At 64.0% G+C, this 16380-nt stretch carries 18 protein-coding genes; 8 read left to right on the top strand and 10 right to left on the bottom strand.

Going from position 1 to position 16380, the window contains the following annotated elements; all coding sequences use genetic code 11:
- Both BRAGE_RS49310 and BRAGE_RS49305 read left to right on the top strand, forming a co-directional pair.
- On the top strand, nucleotides 1-852 hold an 852-nt coding region (locus tag BRAGE_RS49310; protein WP_035730097.1), incomplete at its 5' end, for a UDP-glucose dehydrogenase family protein.
- Nucleotides 849-1196: a hypothetical protein gene (locus tag BRAGE_RS49305; RefSeq protein ID WP_141263380.1), complete on the top strand. Its 348-nt coding sequence runs from the start codon at nucleotides 849-851 to the stop codon at nucleotides 1194-1196. The genes BRAGE_RS49310 and BRAGE_RS49305, both read left to right, overlap by 4 nt.
- A gap of 335 nt (nucleotides 1197-1531) precedes the next feature.
- Here the strand turns inward: BRAGE_RS49305 and BRAGE_RS54835 are convergent, their stop codons facing one another.
- From BRAGE_RS54835 to BRAGE_RS54825, 5 genes are all read right to left on the bottom strand, one after another.
- The gene (locus BRAGE_RS54835; protein ID WP_141263382.1) at nucleotides 1532-1726 is read right to left on the bottom strand and encodes a hypothetical protein; all 195 of its coding nucleotides are present in this window, start codon (nucleotides 1724-1726) and stop codon (nucleotides 1532-1534) included.
- A 3-nt stretch (nucleotides 1727-1729) separates the two neighbouring features.
- Nucleotides 1730-2026, bottom strand: a complete 297-nt coding sequence (locus tag BRAGE_RS54830) for a hypothetical protein (RefSeq protein ID WP_141263384.1) — start codon at nucleotides 2024-2026, stop codon at nucleotides 1730-1732.
- A gap of 83 nt (nucleotides 2027-2109) precedes the next feature.
- The gene (locus BRAGE_RS49300; RefSeq protein WP_231164370.1) at nucleotides 2110-2574 is read right to left on the bottom strand and encodes a transglutaminase-like cysteine peptidase; all 465 of its coding nucleotides are present in this window, start codon (nucleotides 2572-2574) and stop codon (nucleotides 2110-2112) included.
- Between the two features lie 219 nt (nucleotides 2575-2793).
- Nucleotides 2794-3447, bottom strand: a complete 654-nt coding sequence (locus BRAGE_RS49295) for a hypothetical protein (RefSeq protein WP_051378042.1) — start codon at nucleotides 3445-3447, stop codon at nucleotides 2794-2796.
- Nucleotides 3448-3558: 111 nt separating this feature from the next.
- Nucleotides 3559-3885, bottom strand: coding sequence for a hypothetical protein (locus tag BRAGE_RS54825; RefSeq protein WP_141263386.1), 327 nt, complete (start codon nucleotides 3883-3885; stop codon nucleotides 3559-3561).
- A 314-nt stretch (nucleotides 3886-4199) separates the two neighbouring features.
- Between BRAGE_RS54825 and BRAGE_RS0127425 the strand changes: the two genes are divergently transcribed.
- Nucleotides 4200-5090 (top strand): aldose 1-epimerase family protein, encoded by an 891-nt coding sequence (locus tag BRAGE_RS0127425; RefSeq protein ID WP_027564254.1) that lies wholly within the window; start codon nucleotides 4200-4202, stop codon nucleotides 5088-5090.
- A 13-nt stretch (nucleotides 5091-5103) separates the two neighbouring features.
- Here the strand turns inward: BRAGE_RS0127425 and BRAGE_RS0127420 are convergent, their stop codons facing one another.
- Both BRAGE_RS0127420 and BRAGE_RS0127415 read right to left on the bottom strand, forming a co-directional pair.
- Entirely contained in the window at nucleotides 5104-5952 is an 849-nt protein-coding gene (locus tag BRAGE_RS0127420; protein ID WP_027564255.1) for an MBL fold metallo-hydrolase, read from the bottom strand.
- A gap of 88 nt (nucleotides 5953-6040) precedes the next feature.
- Entirely contained in the window at nucleotides 6041-7201 is a 1161-nt protein-coding gene (locus BRAGE_RS0127415) for an acyltransferase family protein (protein ID WP_027564256.1), read from the bottom strand.
- A 293-nt stretch (nucleotides 7202-7494) separates the two neighbouring features.
- Here BRAGE_RS0127415 and BRAGE_RS0127410 point away from each other — a divergent pair, with 293 nt between their 5' ends.
- Entirely contained in the window at nucleotides 7495-8310 is an 816-nt protein-coding gene (locus BRAGE_RS0127410) for a response regulator transcription factor (RefSeq protein WP_027564257.1), read from the top strand.
- A gap of 83 nt (nucleotides 8311-8393) precedes the next feature.
- On the opposite strand, the gene BRAGE_RS0127405 is transcribed toward BRAGE_RS0127410, so the two are convergent.
- Nucleotides 8394-9206 carry a lytic transglycosylase domain-containing protein gene (locus tag BRAGE_RS0127405; RefSeq protein ID WP_027564258.1) on the bottom strand — a complete coding sequence of 271 codons (813 nt, stop codon included), beginning with the start codon at nucleotides 9204-9206 and terminating at the stop codon, nucleotides 8394-8396.
- A 53-nt stretch (nucleotides 9207-9259) separates the two neighbouring features.
- Entirely contained in the window at nucleotides 9260-10378 is a 1119-nt protein-coding gene (locus BRAGE_RS0127400; RefSeq protein ID WP_027564259.1) for an alpha/beta hydrolase family protein, read from the bottom strand.
- Nucleotides 10379-10684: 306 nt separating this feature from the next.
- On the opposite strand from BRAGE_RS0127400, the gene pgm reads away from it, so the two are divergent.
- The 4 genes from pgm (at nucleotide 10685) to BRAGE_RS0127380 (ending at nucleotide 15426) form a co-directional block, all read left to right on the top strand.
- The gene (pgm, locus tag BRAGE_RS0127395; RefSeq protein ID WP_027564260.1) at nucleotides 10685-12331 is read left to right on the top strand and encodes a phosphoglucomutase (alpha-D-glucose-1,6-bisphosphate-dependent); all 1647 of its coding nucleotides are present in this window, start codon (nucleotides 10685-10687) and stop codon (nucleotides 12329-12331) included.
- Between the two features lie 297 nt (nucleotides 12332-12628).
- Nucleotides 12629-13678: an aromatic ring-hydroxylating dioxygenase subunit alpha gene (locus tag BRAGE_RS0127390; RefSeq protein ID WP_027564261.1), complete on the top strand. Its 1050-nt coding sequence runs from the start codon at nucleotides 12629-12631 to the stop codon at nucleotides 13676-13678.
- Nucleotides 13679-13681: 3 nt separating this feature from the next.
- Nucleotides 13682-14434, top strand: a complete 753-nt coding sequence (locus tag BRAGE_RS0127385) for a GntR family transcriptional regulator (protein ID WP_027564262.1) — start codon at nucleotides 13682-13684, stop codon at nucleotides 14432-14434.
- A gap of 11 nt (nucleotides 14435-14445) precedes the next feature.
- The gene (locus BRAGE_RS0127380; protein ID WP_027564263.1) at nucleotides 14446-15426 is read left to right on the top strand and encodes a PDR/VanB family oxidoreductase; all 981 of its coding nucleotides are present in this window, start codon (nucleotides 14446-14448) and stop codon (nucleotides 15424-15426) included.
- A 64-nt stretch (nucleotides 15427-15490) separates the two neighbouring features.
- Here the strand turns inward: BRAGE_RS0127380 and BRAGE_RS0127375 are convergent, their stop codons facing one another.
- Nucleotides 15491-16231 carry a cupin domain-containing protein gene (locus tag BRAGE_RS0127375; protein ID WP_231164292.1) on the bottom strand — a complete coding sequence of 247 codons (741 nt, stop codon included), beginning with the start codon at nucleotides 16229-16231 and terminating at the stop codon, nucleotides 15491-15493.
- Nucleotides 16232-16380: the final 149 nt, after the last annotated feature.

The raw sequence follows: 16380 nt of genomic DNA, 5'->3' as shown, positions 1-16380 counted from the left end.
GCGATCCGCGACTTCAAGTTCCCCGACCGCATCGTGGTCGGCACCAACGACGAGCGCGGCCGCAAGGTGATGGGCGACATCTATCGCCCGCTGTCGCTGAACCAGGCGCCGCTGATGTTCACCGCGCGCCGCACCGCGGAGATGATCAAATACGCCGCGAACGCGTTCCTCGCGACCAAGATCACCTTCATCAACGAGATCGCAGACCTGTCCGAAAAGGCCGGCGCCAACGTCCAGGAGGTCGCGCGCGGCATTGGCCTGGACAACCGCATCGGCACCAAGTTCCTGCATGCCGGTCCCGGCTTCGGCGGCTCGTGCTTCCCGAAGGACACCAAGGCGCTGATCAAGATCGCGCAGGACCATGACGTGCAGCTGCGCATCGTCGAGTCCGTGCTGGCGGTCAACGAGAACCGCAAGCGCGCGATGGCGCGCAAAGTCAGCCAGGCGCTCGGCGGTTCGTTGCGCGGCAAGACCATCGCGGTGCTCGGCCTCACCTTCAAGCCCGACACCGACGACATGCGCGATGCGCCGTCGATCCCGCTGGTGACCGGCCTCATCGACATGGGCGCGACGGTCAAGGCGTTCGACCCGGTCGGCATGGAGCAGGCCAAGGGTGAGCTGCCCAGCATCACCTATTGCGAGGACGCGTATTCGTGCGCGCAAGGCGCCGACGCGGTCGTCATCGTCACCGAATGGGTGCAGTTCCGCGCGCTCGATCTCGACCGGCTGAAGAGCGCCATGGCCCAGCCCATCGTCGTCGACCTCCGCAATATCTATCGCCCGGAAGAGATGGAGGCCGCGGGCTTCACCTACGAGAGCGTCGGGCGTTCCGCTCGGCCGAACGGGGCTTGACGCTCTCGATTTGTCCCTCAACAGGGGCCTCGAGGGAGGTTGTCGCCGGCCCGTCAGGAGAGCGTCGCGCCGGCGCGGCGCGCTATCTTGACGGTGCGTCTGACACGTTTTGCGTTTTGGGCGGCGATGCCAGCTTCGGCGCGGCCTTGGTATTTTGCGTTGTTGTCGTCGGCTCTGCTTTCGGCGTCGTGGAGAACGTCCGATCAAAGCAATCTCGCATGGCCTGGTCGGATGTCATGAGCATGCAGTTTGGGCCAGCTTGCGCGGAGTTCGATGAGATGGCGAGGCACGCCGCGGCCGAGATCAACAAGATACGCATGGCTGAAAATCCTTGTGCGCTGTAAAGGCATGCCTTGTAGCATTTGCGGTCGGCACCCGTCGAATCGGCCGAAGTCTGGTCGATAAATGGGCAACTCGGCGCACAGAGCTTCGCCCCCGTTCATTGGACGGGTGCACTTGCATATTTGAGAGGGGAAGACGCGATAGACCCGCCCGCAGCCATCCGGCGCTTCTGGACCGTCAATCTCACCCACATTTGATGTGAAAGGGAACTCGATCGCCGATCGTAAACGGCAACATGCTGCGGCGTTCAAGACAGGGCAGGCGTGTTACGATCAATTTCGCGCTTTGAGGTGCGCTCGTCTGGGCGGCGACGGAATAGGCAGCTTATGACTGTGCCCTAGCCAAAGATCATCCAACTAATAGCGGCAAGCCCGGCGCGGCTGATGACATATAGCCAGCCGATCATTGCGACGGCGATCGTGGTCAAATAGGCGGCTGCGAAGGCGCGGTCGCCGATCGGGGTTTTGTTGACACCAAAGTCTTCGGCGGCCATGTCCGCGCTCAGACTCGTTTGATTAGCTGCATCCGACATGTCTCACCTCCGACGCGCAAAATATGCCGCAGGAATATTGCGCCCACTCGACAGCAACGTGGAAAGCACGCGGCGGCAGAGAGGCAAAAGCGAGACGCGCAACGAGTCGCGTGATGCCTCGTCCGTCGCCTGCCTTGCGAAGGAGCATTCCTGCAGGTTTACGCGGTGCAGTTGTCGTGCCAAGTTTGCGCTTTCTGATGGCATCTGCTTCTGCTTCCTGACGACGATCTCGTCGCCGCCGCTGCACCAGAGTTCCGCCGAAGCATCTTCAGAAATTGCTCGGGTAGCGACGCGTGTCATGGCGTGTTCTGCGGCACCAAGGAGACGTCTGCTGGTAACGTGCTCGTGTTGCCAGTGCGGGCGATCGCATGTGCCCCAATCCCTCAGGGCAGTGACGTGCGCCAAACATTTGGATTGTCTGGCGAAGCAATTCTGAGGAACTGGTACTGCCGAACGGCATCCCCAAAGGGCAGTACATATTCGTACAGATTGTCCAGTGCGAGCACGCTGCCTTCGTAAAGAACAATCAGAATGAGGTGGTGTTCGCCGGAGTTTCGATGGCGAACCTCCGCGAGGAGCAATTGCGAGGAGCTGCCGCCCAAAGACAAGAGCAGGTGACGCTTGGAAACTGCATAATCGCCACAGTCGCCCTCGGATGGATATAGGTCCCATCCATTCTTCGACCGCTCGCTTGGTGCAATTTGCGCGTTCACGATCGAGTTTGCGAATTGGATCTTACGAAGTTCCAATCCCGCTCCGCTTCGAGCGCGCCGAGGGTTGCAATCTGAAGGATACTTGGCGCAGAAGGCCGTGAATTGAACTGGCGGCAGAGTGGGCTCGGCGTGCACATGCAAGATGCACAATTGCACAAGAATGACCGAGAGCGATGCACACAGGAGGAGCTTTTGCAATCTTTATGCTCGCGTTGAAGCAAGCAATGAAACCTGGCTCCGGATTGAGTCGAACGTTTGGCTGCGGCGCTGTTGCTCCGGGAACTTTGCGTGCGATCGATGACGCCGTAGCGGAACAAGCGCGACCGCCAACATGTCGCGGAGTATGAAAGTGAGTTACTCCATATCGCCGTAGGCGAGACTGAGGCTAGCTTCGCATGCGTTCCGGTCAAACGCAGATTTTTTTCGAAATTCAGCCATTCTGCCATGCATGCCGATCAGATCGGCAAATTGTTGAACAGTTTCGTAGTTGCGACCGACATAGTCGTCGATGAGGATCGTGGTATCGGGAGTGACGCGGAGAAGTGCTTCCAGCGTGCATGCGACACGCATCCGCCCATCCACCAGGACCAGATCTGGCGTGAATTCTGGAGACGATCGCCAAGGTGCCTGCGGCAAGCGCTTCCACTTTTCGATGCGACCGGGCGTGGCGGTATCAAAAACCGGGAAGCCCCAATCTCGCGTGAACCCGATGTCAGGAGTCAGTATGCTCACCTGGGCATCTGTTGGCGGGAGTGCGGCTCTCACCGCCGCTGCGAAAACGCCATCCGTCTCGACGGAGACCAGCTTTTTGACGTTCCGGGCGGCCTCGATCGTCGAACCTCCGCAGCCATATTCAAGGTAGGCCTGAGACCCGAGAACCGCCGATTGGAAACGCGCTAGTCCTTCCGGATCAAATGTCGGTGTAGGATTGATCGTATAGCCGCGGAGATGTTTCTTCACGTTGAATTTGGCGGCATCCCAATAGTAGCTGAATCCATGCTCAGTCACGATTGTTCCCTCGTCGCTTCACTGCGGAAAGATTGGCGGGAGAAACGAGTGCGCGTCCACTACGTCAGCGGCAATCGAATCTTGCCAGCGCGCTGTAAGTGCGAATGTTGTCTAGCCGTTGGCGGAGACATGAAGATGACGCAGCGGGGAACCATCGGCGGAAAGGACAAACGGGGCGATCTTCTCGCGCTCGGTCATATGCCGCTCACCACTGGTCCGTTTCCCATTCTTCGAAGACCTGCGGCTTTTGAATGTATTGCCATTTCCCGTCTTTGCCGCGACGGCGCCAGGTCGGACACTTGAGGAGCGTCTTGCCGCCATCAACCGTTCGCCTCGGGAAGATTGGAGGTTCGCACGGTCGCCATTGATATTCATCATCCGGCTGGCCACTTCGGCCCCCGAACCATCGTTGCAAGAAAAACATTGCGTCAGCCCCATGACAGCCGTCAGGGCCTATCAGGAGTTGCGGCGCACAATCAACGGCTGAATGCTGGGGCTTCTCACAAGGCATGTAGAGCGGTTAACGCTCTTGCCGGTTAACGGTTCACTCCGGCAGCCAGCCGCGCGTCCCGCAAGGGACGGCACGTATCTTGTCTTGGCTCAGCTGTACGCGCTGGGGGCATAACTCGACTACGACCTTGATGTTCCCGATTGCCACCTGCAAACATCGGCAAGTCTCTACTGCTCGGTCGAATTCCCGAATGCAGTGGATGCAATGTTGCGACATATGACTTGCTCGCAGGAGCGTGCACATGACCGACGACACGCACACGATCCACACCGGCCCTCTCACCGCAACCATCAAGGCCCACGGCGCCGAGCTGTGCTCGCTGAAGGATCGCAGCGGCACCGAGTTCATCTGGCAGGCGGGGCCGGAGTGGCCGCGCCATGCGCCGCTGCTGTTCCCGATCGTCGGACGTCTTGCGGGCGACGAATTGCGGCACCAGGGCAAGACCTACCGGATGACCCAGCACGGCTTTGCGCGCGACAGCAGCTTTGCCTGGGCGAGGCGTGATGAGACGAGTTGCACGCTGGTGCTCGAAGACAGCGAGGCGACGCGCGCGCGTTATCCGTTCGCGTTCCGCCTGACGGCCGTCTATACGATCGACGACGCCGGACTCGATCTCGCGCTCACGATCGTCAACACCGGCAAGGAGATCTTGCCGGCTTCGCTCGGCGGACATCCCGCCTTCAACTGGCCGCTCCGGGCGGGCGTGCCCAAGGAAAGCTATGCGCTGACCTTCGCGACGGCAGAGGCATCTCCCGTCCGCCGTCTCGATGGTGGATTGCTGCGCCCGGCGACGGAGCCGAGCCCGGTCAACGGCGCGGTGCTGCCCTTGTCCCAATCCCTGTTCGTCGACGACGCCATCATCTTCGACCGGATCGAGAGCAGTTCGGTCCGCTATGCCGCCGCGAAGGGCGCATCCGCCGGGCCGTGGCTGAAGATGTCCTGGCGCGGCTTTAGCGAGCTCGGCGTCTGGTCGAAACCTTCAGGCGCGCCGTTCCTCTGCATCGAGCCCTGGCGCGGCTACGCCAGTCCCGCAGGCTTCGATGGCGAGTTCGGTGACAAGCCCGGCCTGATGCATATCGCACCTGGAGCGGAGCAGAGCTTGTCGTACCGGATCGAGGTCGGATCGTCCTGAGATCGATGACCTCTCAGACCTCGATCCGCGTCAGGTCCTCGCCGAGCACGACCGGGCCCGAATAGTCGTTTTGCACATCCGCGAGCAGCGCGCTCAGCATGGTGTCGTCGGTGCGCGGCCGGTGATGGGTCAGCGCGAGCTTCTTGACGCCGGCCTTGGCCGCGACCTTGCCGACGGTGTCGCCGCAGGCGATCGTGTATTTCGCAAGCCGGCGGAAATGCTCGTTGTTGATCTCGGGCGTTGCGAGAAAGCAGACCTGGACGAGCAGGTCGGCACCTTCGGCCAGCCGTTCGAGGCCGGGGCAGGGGACGGTGTCGCCGGAAATCGCAATGATCTTGCCCTCCGCCTCGAAGCGGTAGCCGAGGCACATCCAGCGCGCGAGGAAGGCCGGCGACATGTCGAGGCCATCGCCATGCGAGACCAGCTCGGCGCTGATCTTCCAGCGGCCGGTGTCGAGGACGGGACCTGGAACGATGTCGGTTGCGACGACCGGTTTCCATCCGCCGAAGCTCGGCTCGCCCTGATCGCGCCAGGCGATGTCCTTGTCATAGACCTGCGTGACGAGCGTGTTGACGAGCCGTTCGGTATCCGGCGGCCCGAAGATGCGCAGCTCGTCCTTGCGCCCCTGCATCCATGAATTGAGCATCACATCGTAGAGGTCGCCGATATGGTCGAAATGGTGGTGGGTGAGAAAGACCGTGTTGATGGCGCCGAGCGGCACACCGGCCTTGCTGAGCTGCACCATCACGCCGCGGCCGGCGTCGAACAGGATGTTCTCCTCGCCGAGCCTGATCAGCGTGGTCGTCGCCATGCGGCGCGGGTCCGGGCGCGGGCCGCCGGTGCCGAGCAGGATGACCTCCATGCGCCTACTCCGATGTGAAGCCGGGAACGCACAGTAGATACGAAGGCTGCGGCGAAGCAAGCCGCATCAAGCTGCGGCGGGCGTGCGTTCAGTGCACGCCGGTCGCGGTGGCGGCGACGACAGGGCGGATCGCCGGGCGGGTGGAGGCCGATGAGGTCAGGCGCTGGGCCAGGTCCTGCGTGTGGCGCTCGACCAGATGCCAGGTCGCGCGCGCGAGGAGATAGCTGAGCGCGATGGTGACGACGTAGGTCATCAGCAGCGAGGCCAGCCCGTCCGCGAGCGGCCAGACCCGGTGCAGAGCGTAGGTCACCGCGAAGTGCGACAGATACATCGAATAGGAGTTGCGGCCGAGCGCCTCGATCGGCGACCAGTGGACCGCGAAGCGGATGCAGCCGGCCACCATCGCGCCGAGCACGAGGTTGATGATCAGATAGTTGAATTCGTGCGCGCCGGTCGCGCGATTGGCGAAGAAGGACAGCACGACGAAGACGATGAAGATCGCGCCGTCGGATCTGGTGAAGCCGTCGCGCAGTGAGAAGAACAGCGCACAGCCGATCAGGAAGACGGGCAACTGATTCAGGAAGCTGATGTGGAGTGTGCTCCAGACGAAGGAGGCGTGGGCGGGGCCGTAATAGGCCGAGAACAGTTCGAAGGCCCACGGCTTGAACAGGCAGACATTGACGAGGTGCAGCAGAAGCGCGAGCGCGAGATAGAGACTGCGGCGCGATCCGAATGCGGTGATCAGAAGCGGGAAGACGAGATAGAACGTCATCTCCGCCGCAATCGACCAGTCGCCCGGCACGACGCTGTTGACGCTGTCGGGCCAGAAGCCGTGCAGGAACGTCGCGGTCAGGATCACCTGGAGCGGCCCGATTCCGTTGGGCGCGTTGTAGCTCGGCCCCGTGCCGTTGAGGACGAGATAGACCGGGATCGCGAGCCAGAACAGCGGCGCGATGCGCAAGGCACGCCGGATGTAGAATTTGCGCGTCGGGCTCGTTTCGCCGGCGCGCTGCGTCCACATCAGGCACATCGTCATCGCGCTGACGAAATAGAACACGTTGACGCCGGTCCAGCCGCACATGAACGCGTAGTCGATTGCGTGGATGTTCGATGGAAATGATTGCGAGACGTGGATCGCTATCACGCCGAGGATGGCGAGCCCGCGCAGGAAGTCGAGCGTGTGCGAACGACTGAAGGGCGTTGCGCCTCGTTCGCTTCGACCGGCGGCCAACCGGGCCTGCCCCTGCATAACGCCTGCTCCGTGGTTTCGCATCTGCGAGCGGAGACAATAGAGGCGCGGCCGGCTTTTCCGAAGCTGAAGGCCGTCTTTACGTTAACCGGTGGTTGAATCTGGAGCCGAATGTTCGGGCTCGCTGCCTGGCCGGCTCGACGCCGCCTCGCGCGAGCCAAGTGTCGGGATGGTGCGCGGGATGAGAATTGTGGGCCAATTCATACTTAATGCTTCAAGACCATGACCAATATTGTTTGGGCACGACAACACGCTTAGTATTCCAGCAGGCAATTCGGGGGCTCGAACCAGTTGTGAATGTACGTTCACAGGACGGCGCGCTGCGCGACGACTTGGATTTTCAGGCCGGGCCGCAAGCACACAGGACATCCAGGACCGGTACTGATTCCGCACTTCAGGAATTGCGTCCGGCTGGCCGGGAGCGGCTGATCGTCGTGGAAGACGATCCGGTGACGCGGACGATGCTGGTCGGTTATTTCAGCGAGAACAATTTCGACGTGGTCGGCGCCGGCTCCTGCGCGGAGTGCCGCCAGGCGCTGCGCGCGCGCACTGATCTCGTCTTCCTCGACGTGCAGCTGCCCGACGGCGACGGCTTCGAGCTCGCCAAAGAGATCCAGGCGACCAGCAACGCCGGCATCATCTTCGTCACCCGCCGCGATACCGACGTCGATCGCATCCTCGGCCTCGAGATCGCCGGGGATCACTATGTCACCAAGCCGATCAATCTGCGCGACCTGCTTGCGCGTGCGCGCAGCGTGCTGCGGCGGCGCTCGATCGATCGCAAGGCCGCGCGCAACCACAATTCGATCGCCTTCGGCGACTGGATCATCGACCTGACGCGGCGCGAGCTGCTCGGCAGTGACGGCAAGCCGGTGGCGCTGACGCGCGCCGAATTCGACCTGCTCGCCGCGCTGGTCGGCGCCGACGGACGGCCGCTCAGCCGCGACTACCTGATCGAGGTCGTCAGCAACCGCCAGGCCGAGGTCGATATCCGCACCGTCGATGCGCTGGTGGCGCGGCTGCGCCGCAAGCTGGTCGGCAGCGGCACGCCCGTGATCGCGACGGTCACCGGCGTCGGCTACAAGCTCGCGCTCAGCGAGCGGCTGTAGGGCATCATCCGGAAAAGTGCGCAGCGGTTTTCCGACAAGATCATGCTCAAACAATAACCTGAAGCGCACAGGAGGCATCGCGGTCAGCGCGATGCGACCCGTTTCCACTTCGCCTCGATCCGCGCCTTGATGAGGCTGACCCTCGCTTCATGCGCGGCCCAATAGGCGCGGCTGGCGGCCGCCGTGCCCTGACGGTAGCGTGCATAGACGTCCTTTGGACGTGTCGGCACCTTCGGCGCTTGCGCTATCTTTGTTGCCTTTGCTGTCGATGCTGCCGGGGCGGGCGTAGCCGCCGCGGGAGCCGGCTCCGGAGCCGTAGCGCCGCCCGCCAGAGCCGCCGAGTTCATCGCGACAAGACGGTTGCGGGCGCGATTGCAATAGACTTGCGAGCGCGCCGTCATCGCCTCCTCGCCATGACCTGCCCGATATTTCATCAGGGCGCGGCAGAGATCGCCGCCGGCGAGGCGCCATGCGCGGGCGAGATAAAGCACGCCGTAATGGATGTTGATGTCAGGCTCGGCTAGCTCCGTATTGTTGCCGCGGAACCCCAGCATGGCGGCGGTCTCGGGCCGCACCTGCATCAGGCCGATTTCGCCGACGCTGCCGATCACGGCCGAATTGTATCCGCTTTCGACGAAGACGACGGCCTCTGCGATGTCGGCAGGCAGGCCGGTCTTCGCGGTTTCCCGCTCGATGATCTTGCGGATCTCGGCGCGGGATGACGGCGTTTCGCCGGCGCCAAGCTCCGTCATGCTCTCCGAAGCCGCCGGCGTCGTGCGCGGCTCGTCCGGCGTGCCGTCCTTGGCATGCGCGCAGATCGGAACCGACAACAGCAGGGCGACCGCGGCGTATCTCCACGTCGCGTCACGTTGGAAGCGTGTCCGATCACCTCGCATGGGCCTGTCATAGGGCTTCGAAGTTAACAACGGGCTTCGGGCGGGAAGGTCCCTTATCGCGCGCGGGCGCTCTGATCGGTGGCCGGAGCCAGGTGGTCGTCGACCGCATAGAGCGTGCAGGTGGGCGACCATTTCATGCAGGCGGCGAGGGAATCGCGCTGGGCGTCGTCGACGGTCGCGCGTCCCGCCCGCCAGCCGTAACCGCCGTTCGGCGACACCGCAAACGCCTTGTGCGGCATCGTCGAGGCGAGATAGCGCGCGAACTCGGCGCGCGCGGCCTCGTTGAGCCGGCTCGGCGGCGGCAGCGGATCGGGCAGGCTCAGGACGTCATGGCCGAGCCCGCGCTCGCGCAGGAAGGCGTCGAGATACGGCGTCCATTGCGGGCGGCCGACCACCGAATAGAGATAATGGCCGTCGTCGCCATAGGGCGGTGCCGCGATGAATTTTGCGTTGCCGCCACCCGCGCGAAAGCCGTCATAGAGGCGGCGCGCGAGATCGGGACCGAAGAAGGAATCATTGGTCGCGTAAACCCACAGCATCGGCACGCGCGAGGTTTTGCCGAACGTCGCAAAAGCCTGCACCAGCCCATCCGGATTGCAGACGTCATCGTCGTCGCGCGAGCCGCGGCCGCCGGCAAAGCTGATCGCGGCGACGAGGCCGGGCGGCGCCTGCGCGGTCAGCGCGACGGTGGCGAGCCCGCCGGCGGAATGACCGGCCGCGATCATGCCTGACGTCGTGACGTCGCTCCGGCGCGCCATCGTATCGATCGCGGCGCGCAAATCCGCTACCGCGACCGCCGCTGCCGGCAGGTAGGCCGCGTTGGCGCAACCGCCGACGCTGTCGATGCGCCCGCCGGGCGAGGTGCCGTAGCCGCGCCGCATCACGATCAGCGCGGCATAGCCGCGCCGGGCATATTCGAGCGCGATGCCGTAATATTTGTGCGCCGACATCGTGGCGCGGTCGTCGAAGCTGCGCGGCGAGCCATGGCTGAGCAACGCGAGCGGATAGCGCTTCGTCCCCGCCGGGCGGACCAGGAAAGCCTCCAGCCCCTGCGATCCGGTCTCGGCCATCGGGATGCGCAGGTCTTCCGTATAAAACTCCGCGGCATGCGCCGGCGCGCCGGCCAAGAGGAGGCCGGCGATCAGTAGGAGCAGCTTGCGCGAAACAGCCATGGGACGATTCGAAGAGCCTCGGTGGAATGGACCATAGCATGATCCAGGGGATGCGCAGGCGGCCCTCCGCCCGTCATTCCGGGGCGCGCCATTTGGCGCGAACCCGGAATCCATTTGTCCGCGTCAATTGCGGCACGATGGATTCCGGGCTCGCGCTTCGCGCGCCCCGGAATGACGGATGACGGACTGAGTCTGGCGTCCCGCCTCAGGAACGCCTCACCCGTCGCGTGTGTTGTGGTTTGGCGGACACCGGGCCGATGCTATGGTATCCCGCTATCTCTGTGACGACAGGACGAGGATATTTCAGTGGCTGATGTCAATCCCGCGGCGGGCAAGCTGGTCTCGCCGGACGCGCTCACCAACATTCCGCGGCTGGTGACGGCCTATTTCGCCGGCAAGCCCGATGCCGCCGATCCCGCGCAGCGGGTCGCGTTCGGCACCTCAGGCCATCGCGGCACCTCGTTCAAGAACAGTTTTAACGAGGGCCACATCCTCGCGACCACGCAGGCGATCTGCGACTATAGGAAAGAAAAGGGGCTGACAGGCCCACTCTTCATCGGCATCGACACCCACGCGCTGGCCGAACCAGCGCTGGCAAGCGCGGTGGAGGTGTTCGCGGCCAACGGCGTCGAGATCATGATCGACAAGGACGGCGGCTACACGCCGACGCCCGTGATCTCGCACGCGATCCTCACGTACAACAAGGGCCGCACATCGGGTCTTGCCGACGGCGTCGTCGTCACGCCCTCGCACAATCCGCCCGAAGACGGCGGCTACAAATACAATCCGCCGCATGGCGGCCCGGCCGACACCGACGCGACCTCCGTGATCGAGAAGCGCGCCAATGCCTATCTCGCCGATGGTCTCAAGGGAGTGAAGCGCATCGACTACGCGAAGGCGAAGAAGTCGGCGAACGTACACGCCTACGACTTCATCGCGCCTTACGTCGCCGATCTCGGCAATGTCGTCGATCTCGATCTCATCAAATCCGCCGGCATCAATATCGGCATCGATCCGCTCGGCGGCGCCGCCGTGCATTACTGGCATCCGATCATCGAGCGCTATGGCCTCAAGGCGACGGTCGTGAACGAGGCGATCGACCCGACCTTCCGCTTCATGACGGTGGACTGGGACGGCAAGATCCGCATGGACTGCTCCTCGCCTTACGCGATGGCGAGCCTGATCGCGATGCGCGACCGCTTCGACGTTGCCTTTGCCAACGACACCGACGCCGATCGCCATGGCATCGTCACGCGCAGCGGCGGCCTGATGAATCCCAACCATTATCTCGCGACCGCGATCTCCTACCTGTTCGCGCACCGGCCGAACTGGGGCAAGGATGCCGCGATCGGCAAGACCGTGGTGTCGAGCTCGATCATCGACCGCGTCGCCAAGAAACTCGGCCGCAAGCTGGTGGAGACGCCGGTCGGCTTCAAATGGTTCGTCGATGGTCTTGTCGGCGGCAGCTTCGGCTTCGGCGGCGAGGAGAGTGCAGGGGCCTCGTTCCTGCGCCGCGACGGCACGGTGTGGACCACCGACAAGGACGGCGTCATCCTCGGCCTGCTCGCCGCGGAGATCATGGCGAAGACCGGCCGCGATCCGAGCCAGCTGTTCGGTGATCTCACCGCCGAGCTCGGCGTGCCGCATTATGCCCGCATCGACGTCGCCGCCACCGTGCCGCAGAAGAACATCCTCAAATCCGTCACGCCCGAGCAGCTCGGCCTGAAGGATCTCGCCGGCGATCCGGTCCGCTCGACGCTGAGCAAGGCGCCCGGCAACGGCCAGCCCTTCGGCGGCATCAAGGTCGAGACCGATTTCGGCTGGTTCGCCGCAAGGCCCTCGGGCACCGAGGACGTCTACAAGATCTACGCCGAGAGCTTCCGCAGCACCGAGCACCTGAAGCGGATTCAGGAAGAAGCCCAGGCTGGTCTAGCGAAGGTGTTCGGGGCGTAAGCGCGCCGACGCGGAGCGCCGCGTGTCGCCTTTCCCGGCCAAAGGTAGGCCTCGCCACACCACGCGGCGTCATCGCCCGCGAAGGCGGGCGATCCAGTACTCCGCGGCGGAAATTGTCTGAACCAATGACCGCCGCGGAGTACTGGATTCCCCGCCTTCGCGGGGAATGACTTGTGGCTATATATGTATACATAATTCGCAGAAGAGGTAATTAGATACACAATTTTTGGCCTTGAACGATTCCGCGCTCCCGATATTGTATACATGGCGCATACATGAGCCCCGGGAGCACGGCCCATGACAAAACCCTTCCCCATGAACGCCTGGTACGCCGCGGCCTGGGACGCCGAGGTGAAGCCGGCGCTGTTGCCGCGGACGATCTGCGGCAAGCATGTCGTGATGTACCGCAAGGCCGACGGCTCGGTGGCCGCGCTGGAGGATGCCTGCTGGCACCGCTTGGTGCCGCTGTCCAAGGGCCGGCTCGAAGGCGACACCGTCGTCTGCGGCTATCACGGTCTGAAATACAACGCGCAGGGCCGCTGCACCTTCATGCCCTCGCAGGAGACCATCAACCCGTCGGCCTGCGTGCGCGCCTATCCCGTGGTCGAGCGCCACCGCTACATCTGGCTCTGGATGGGCGATCCGGCGCTCGCCGATCCCGCGCTCGTGCCCGACATGCACTGGAATCACGATCCGGCCTGGGCCGGCGACGGCAAGACCATCCGCGTCAATTGCGACTACCGCCTCGTGCTCGACAATCTCATGGACCTCACCCACGAGACGTTTGTGCACGGCTCCTCCATCGGCAATGACGCGGTGGCCGAAGCGCCGTTCGACGTCACCCATGGCGAGAAGACGGTCACGGTGACGCGCTGGATGCGCGGCATCGAGGCGCCGCCGTTCTGGGCGAAGCAGCTCGGCAAGTCCGGCCTCGTCGACCGCTGGCAGATCATCCGCTTCGAGGCGCCGTGCACCATCGCGATCGACGTCGGCGTGGCGCCAACGGGCACCGGCGCGCCGGAAGGCGACCGCTCGCAGGGCGTCAACGGCTTCGTGCTCAACACCATCACGCCCGAGACCGAGAAGACCTGCCACTACTTCTGGGCCTTCGTGCGCAACTATCGTCTCGATGAGCAGCGCATCACCACCGAGATCCGCGAGGGCGTCTCCGGCATCTTCCGCGAGGACGAGCTGATCCTCGAGGCGCAGCAGCGCGCCATGGACGAGAATCCCGACCGCATCTTCTACAACCTCAACATCGACGCCGGCGCGATGTGGTCGCGCAAGCTGATCGACCGCATGGTGGCGAAAGAGAACGCGCCGCAGCACCTCCAGGCCGCGGAGTAAACGATGGCCGAGCGTGAGGTCGACCGCTCCGTCTCGCAGACCGTGAAGGCGCAGCTCGCGCTGCGCGACCAGATCCTGTCGGGGTCCTTGCGTCCCGGCGAGCGCATCTCCGAGCTCCAGGCGGTGGAGACGACCGGCGCCTCGCGTACCCCGGTGCGCATGGCGCTGGTGCGGCTGGAGGAGGAGGGCCTCCTGGAGGCGATCCCGTCCGGCGGCTTCATGGTGAAGGCGTTTTCGGAGCGCGACATCTCCGACTCCATCGAGCTGCGCGGCACGCTGGAAGGCCTTGCCGCGCGCTTTGCCGCCGAGCGCGGCGTCTCCGCGCGCGAGCTCGAGCCGCTGAAAGAGTGTCTTGCTGCGATCGACGAGCTGCTGCGGCAAGTGCCGATCTCGATCGAGGCCTTCTCGTCCTATGTCACGCTCAATGCGCGCTTCCACGCCCTGCTCACCGAATTGTCGCGCAGCCCGCCGCTAATCCGGCAGATCGATCGCGCCTCCGCGCTGCCGTTCGCTTCGCCGAGCGGCTTCGTGATGGCGCAGTCGGCATTGCCCGAAGCGCAGCAGATCCTGATCATCGGGCAGGAGCACCACCGCGTCGTGATCGACGCCATCGAGAACCGCGAGGGCGCGCGCGCCGAAGCCGTGATGCGCGAGCACGCCCGGCTCGCCGTCCGCAACTTACGGCTTGCACTGCGCAACCGCACCCATCTCGATCTCTTGCCGGCGCTCGCGCTGATCAAGACCGCAACCGACTGAGGGCAGTCACCATGCGCTTCGTTGAGACCTGGATTCCGGCAACGCTCGTTGAGACGCGCGATCTCGCCCCCGGCATCCGCGAATTCCTGATCCGCCCTGATCAGTTCGACGGCGCGGCCTATCCGGTCGGCAGCCATATCAATGTCAGCGTCACCATCGACGGCCTGCCGGAGACGCGGTCCTATTCGCTGGTCGGCGAAGCCACCTCGCGCGGCCTGCGCATCGCGGTGCGCCGCGCCGAGGATTCCCGCGGCGGCTCGCGCTACATGTGGCAGCTCGCGCCGGGCGCGCGGCTCGACATCACGCAGCCCGCCTCGTTGCTCGCGGTCGACTGGGCCCGCCAAAACTACTGCCTGATCGCCGGCGGCATCGGCATCACCCCGATCTTCGGCGCCGCCCAGGCACTGGCCCGGCGCGGCGCAAATGTCACGCTGCATTATGCCATGCGCTCGCGCGGCGAGGCTGCCTATCTCGACGATCTCGGCGCGATGCTCGGCGATCGCCTGGTCGTGCATGCGAGCGACGAGGGCCAGCGGCTCGATCTCGACGCGCTGTTCGCGTCATTGTCGCAAGGCTCGCTCGCGCTGTTCTGCGGCCCAATGCGGATGCTGGATGCCGCGCGCCATGCCTGGATCGGCGCCGGCCATCCGCTGCCCGATCTGCGCTACGAGACCTTCGGCTCCAGCGGCACGCTGCCGACCGAAACCTTTCGCGTGCGATTGAAGGACTCGAACGTCGAGCTCGAAATCCCGCGCGAGCGCTCGATGCTCGACGTGCTCAACGCCAGCGGACACGACGTCATGTACGATTGCAAGCGCGGCGAATGCGGCCTCTGCGCCATCGACGTCGTCGCCGTCGACGGCGAGATCGACCACCGCGACGTCTTCTTCAGCGACCATCAGAAACAGGGCAACCAGAAGATCTGCGCCTGCGTCTCCCGCGCGCGGGGCACCATCACCGTGGACACGCTGCTGCGGGCAGATGCGGTCTAAGCAGGGCGTTCAGCCATCCATACGCTGCGCCTGAAAGCGGAGCCGCCCCACGATCCTTCAGCTATCAGGCGCGCTTCCCGCCGACCGAGATAAACGCCATGAGGCAAGGTTCCGGCAACGGGTTGCGCCAGCGATGGCGCGTTCCGTTCTGGACGATGCAGTCACCTTGGCGCAAATGGACCTTCTGCCCGTCGTCCAGTTCCAGCGTCATCTCGCCACGAACCACGACCCCGTAGTCGATGGTGTCCGACGTGTGCATTCCTGGAGTGCCGCGCTCGAAATGGTCTCCCATGCTGGGGATCTTCTCCGACATTTCCCTGAGCCCGCTCTCGAAAGTCACTCCAGGTGGCGGCTTCCAGCCTTCGGGACGCTTCGGCGGATACGAGATGAGACGAAACATCGTGCCGCCGGGGCCCGGGAAGGCTTTCGTTCCCTTCAACATCGGATCCGGCTCTCGGCCGGTGAGGTCTGGCACGCCCTCGGTCATATAGAGTTCGTAGAAAGTCAGTCCCGGATTTGCATCGATCTCAACCACCTTCGGCGTTACGTCGAAAGACTTCAGCACCGACTTGCCGGTCTCGTCGCGGCCGGTCAGCGCACGTCTTGGAGGCGGCAAATCACTCGAATCCCTTGCTTCGGCCGGGTGTGACATTCCGCCCAGCGCGCTGCCGGTCACCAGGACGGACAGCGCCTGCAACATGTGTCGCCGATGGCTGCCTTCGAATTGTTCGGAAGCTGGCTCCGCGTCATCCCGCGAGCTTTTCTTGTGCCGTTGCCACAAGCGCCAAAGGAAGCTGCTCACCATGCGGTATCCCCCGTTGGCCGCCGACAACCTGCCTTCACGGCCACAATCTAGGCGCGTAGGCATTGCAATGCTATTCGGCTTTGGTCGGGGATGCGCGCGTGTTGATGACGACCAGGCGGGGCGATGCTGGCCTTACGCTCGGAAGCTGA

Source organism: Bradyrhizobium genosp. SA-4 str. CB756 (genome assembly GCF_000473125.1).
Lineage (GTDB): Bacteria > Pseudomonadota > Alphaproteobacteria > Rhizobiales > Xanthobacteraceae > Bradyrhizobium > Bradyrhizobium arachidis.
Note: the sequence above shows the minus strand (reverse complement) of the source record. Positions and strands in the feature narration are given on the sequence as shown.

Bases quoted from the DNA above. Each gene is read 5' to 3' on its own strand.
- BRAGE_RS54835 (WP_141263382.1), bottom strand. From the start codon at position 1,726: ATGTCGGATGCAGCTAATCAAACGAGTCTGAGCGCGGACATGGCCGCC.
- BRAGE_RS54830 (WP_141263384.1), bottom strand. From the start codon at position 2,026: ATGACACGCGTCGCTACCCGAGCAATTTCTGAAGATGCTTCGGCGGAA.
- BRAGE_RS54825 (WP_141263386.1), bottom strand. From the start codon at position 3,885: ATGGGGCTGACGCAATGTTTTTCTTGCAACGATGGTTCGGGGGCCGAA.
- BRAGE_RS0127425 (WP_027564254.1), top strand. From the start codon at position 4,200: ATGACCGACGACACGCACACGATCCACACCGGCCCTCTCACCGCAACC.
- BRAGE_RS0127420 (WP_027564255.1), bottom strand. From the start codon at position 5,952: ATGGAGGTCATCCTGCTCGGCACCGGCGGCCCGCGCCCGGACCCGCGC.
- BRAGE_RS0127415 (WP_027564256.1), bottom strand. From the start codon at position 7,201: ATGCAGGGGCAGGCCCGGTTGGCCGCCGGTCGAAGCGAACGAGGCGCA.
- BRAGE_RS0127405 (WP_027564258.1), bottom strand. From the start codon at position 9,206: ATGCGAGGTGATCGGACACGCTTCCAACGTGACGCGACGTGGAGATAC.
- BRAGE_RS0127400 (WP_027564259.1), bottom strand. From the start codon at position 10,378: ATGGCTGTTTCGCGCAAGCTGCTCCTACTGATCGCCGGCCTCCTCTTG.
- BRAGE_RS0127390 (WP_027564261.1), top strand. From the start codon at position 12,629: ATGACAAAACCCTTCCCCATGAACGCCTGGTACGCCGCGGCCTGGGAC.
- BRAGE_RS0127385 (WP_027564262.1), top strand. From the start codon at position 13,682: ATGGCCGAGCGTGAGGTCGACCGCTCCGTCTCGCAGACCGTGAAGGCG.
- BRAGE_RS0127380 (WP_027564263.1), top strand. From the start codon at position 14,446: ATGCGCTTCGTTGAGACCTGGATTCCGGCAACGCTCGTTGAGACGCGC.
- BRAGE_RS0127375 (WP_231164292.1), bottom strand. From the start codon at position 16,231: ATGGTGAGCAGCTTCCTTTGGCGCTTGTGGCAACGGCACAAGAAAAGC.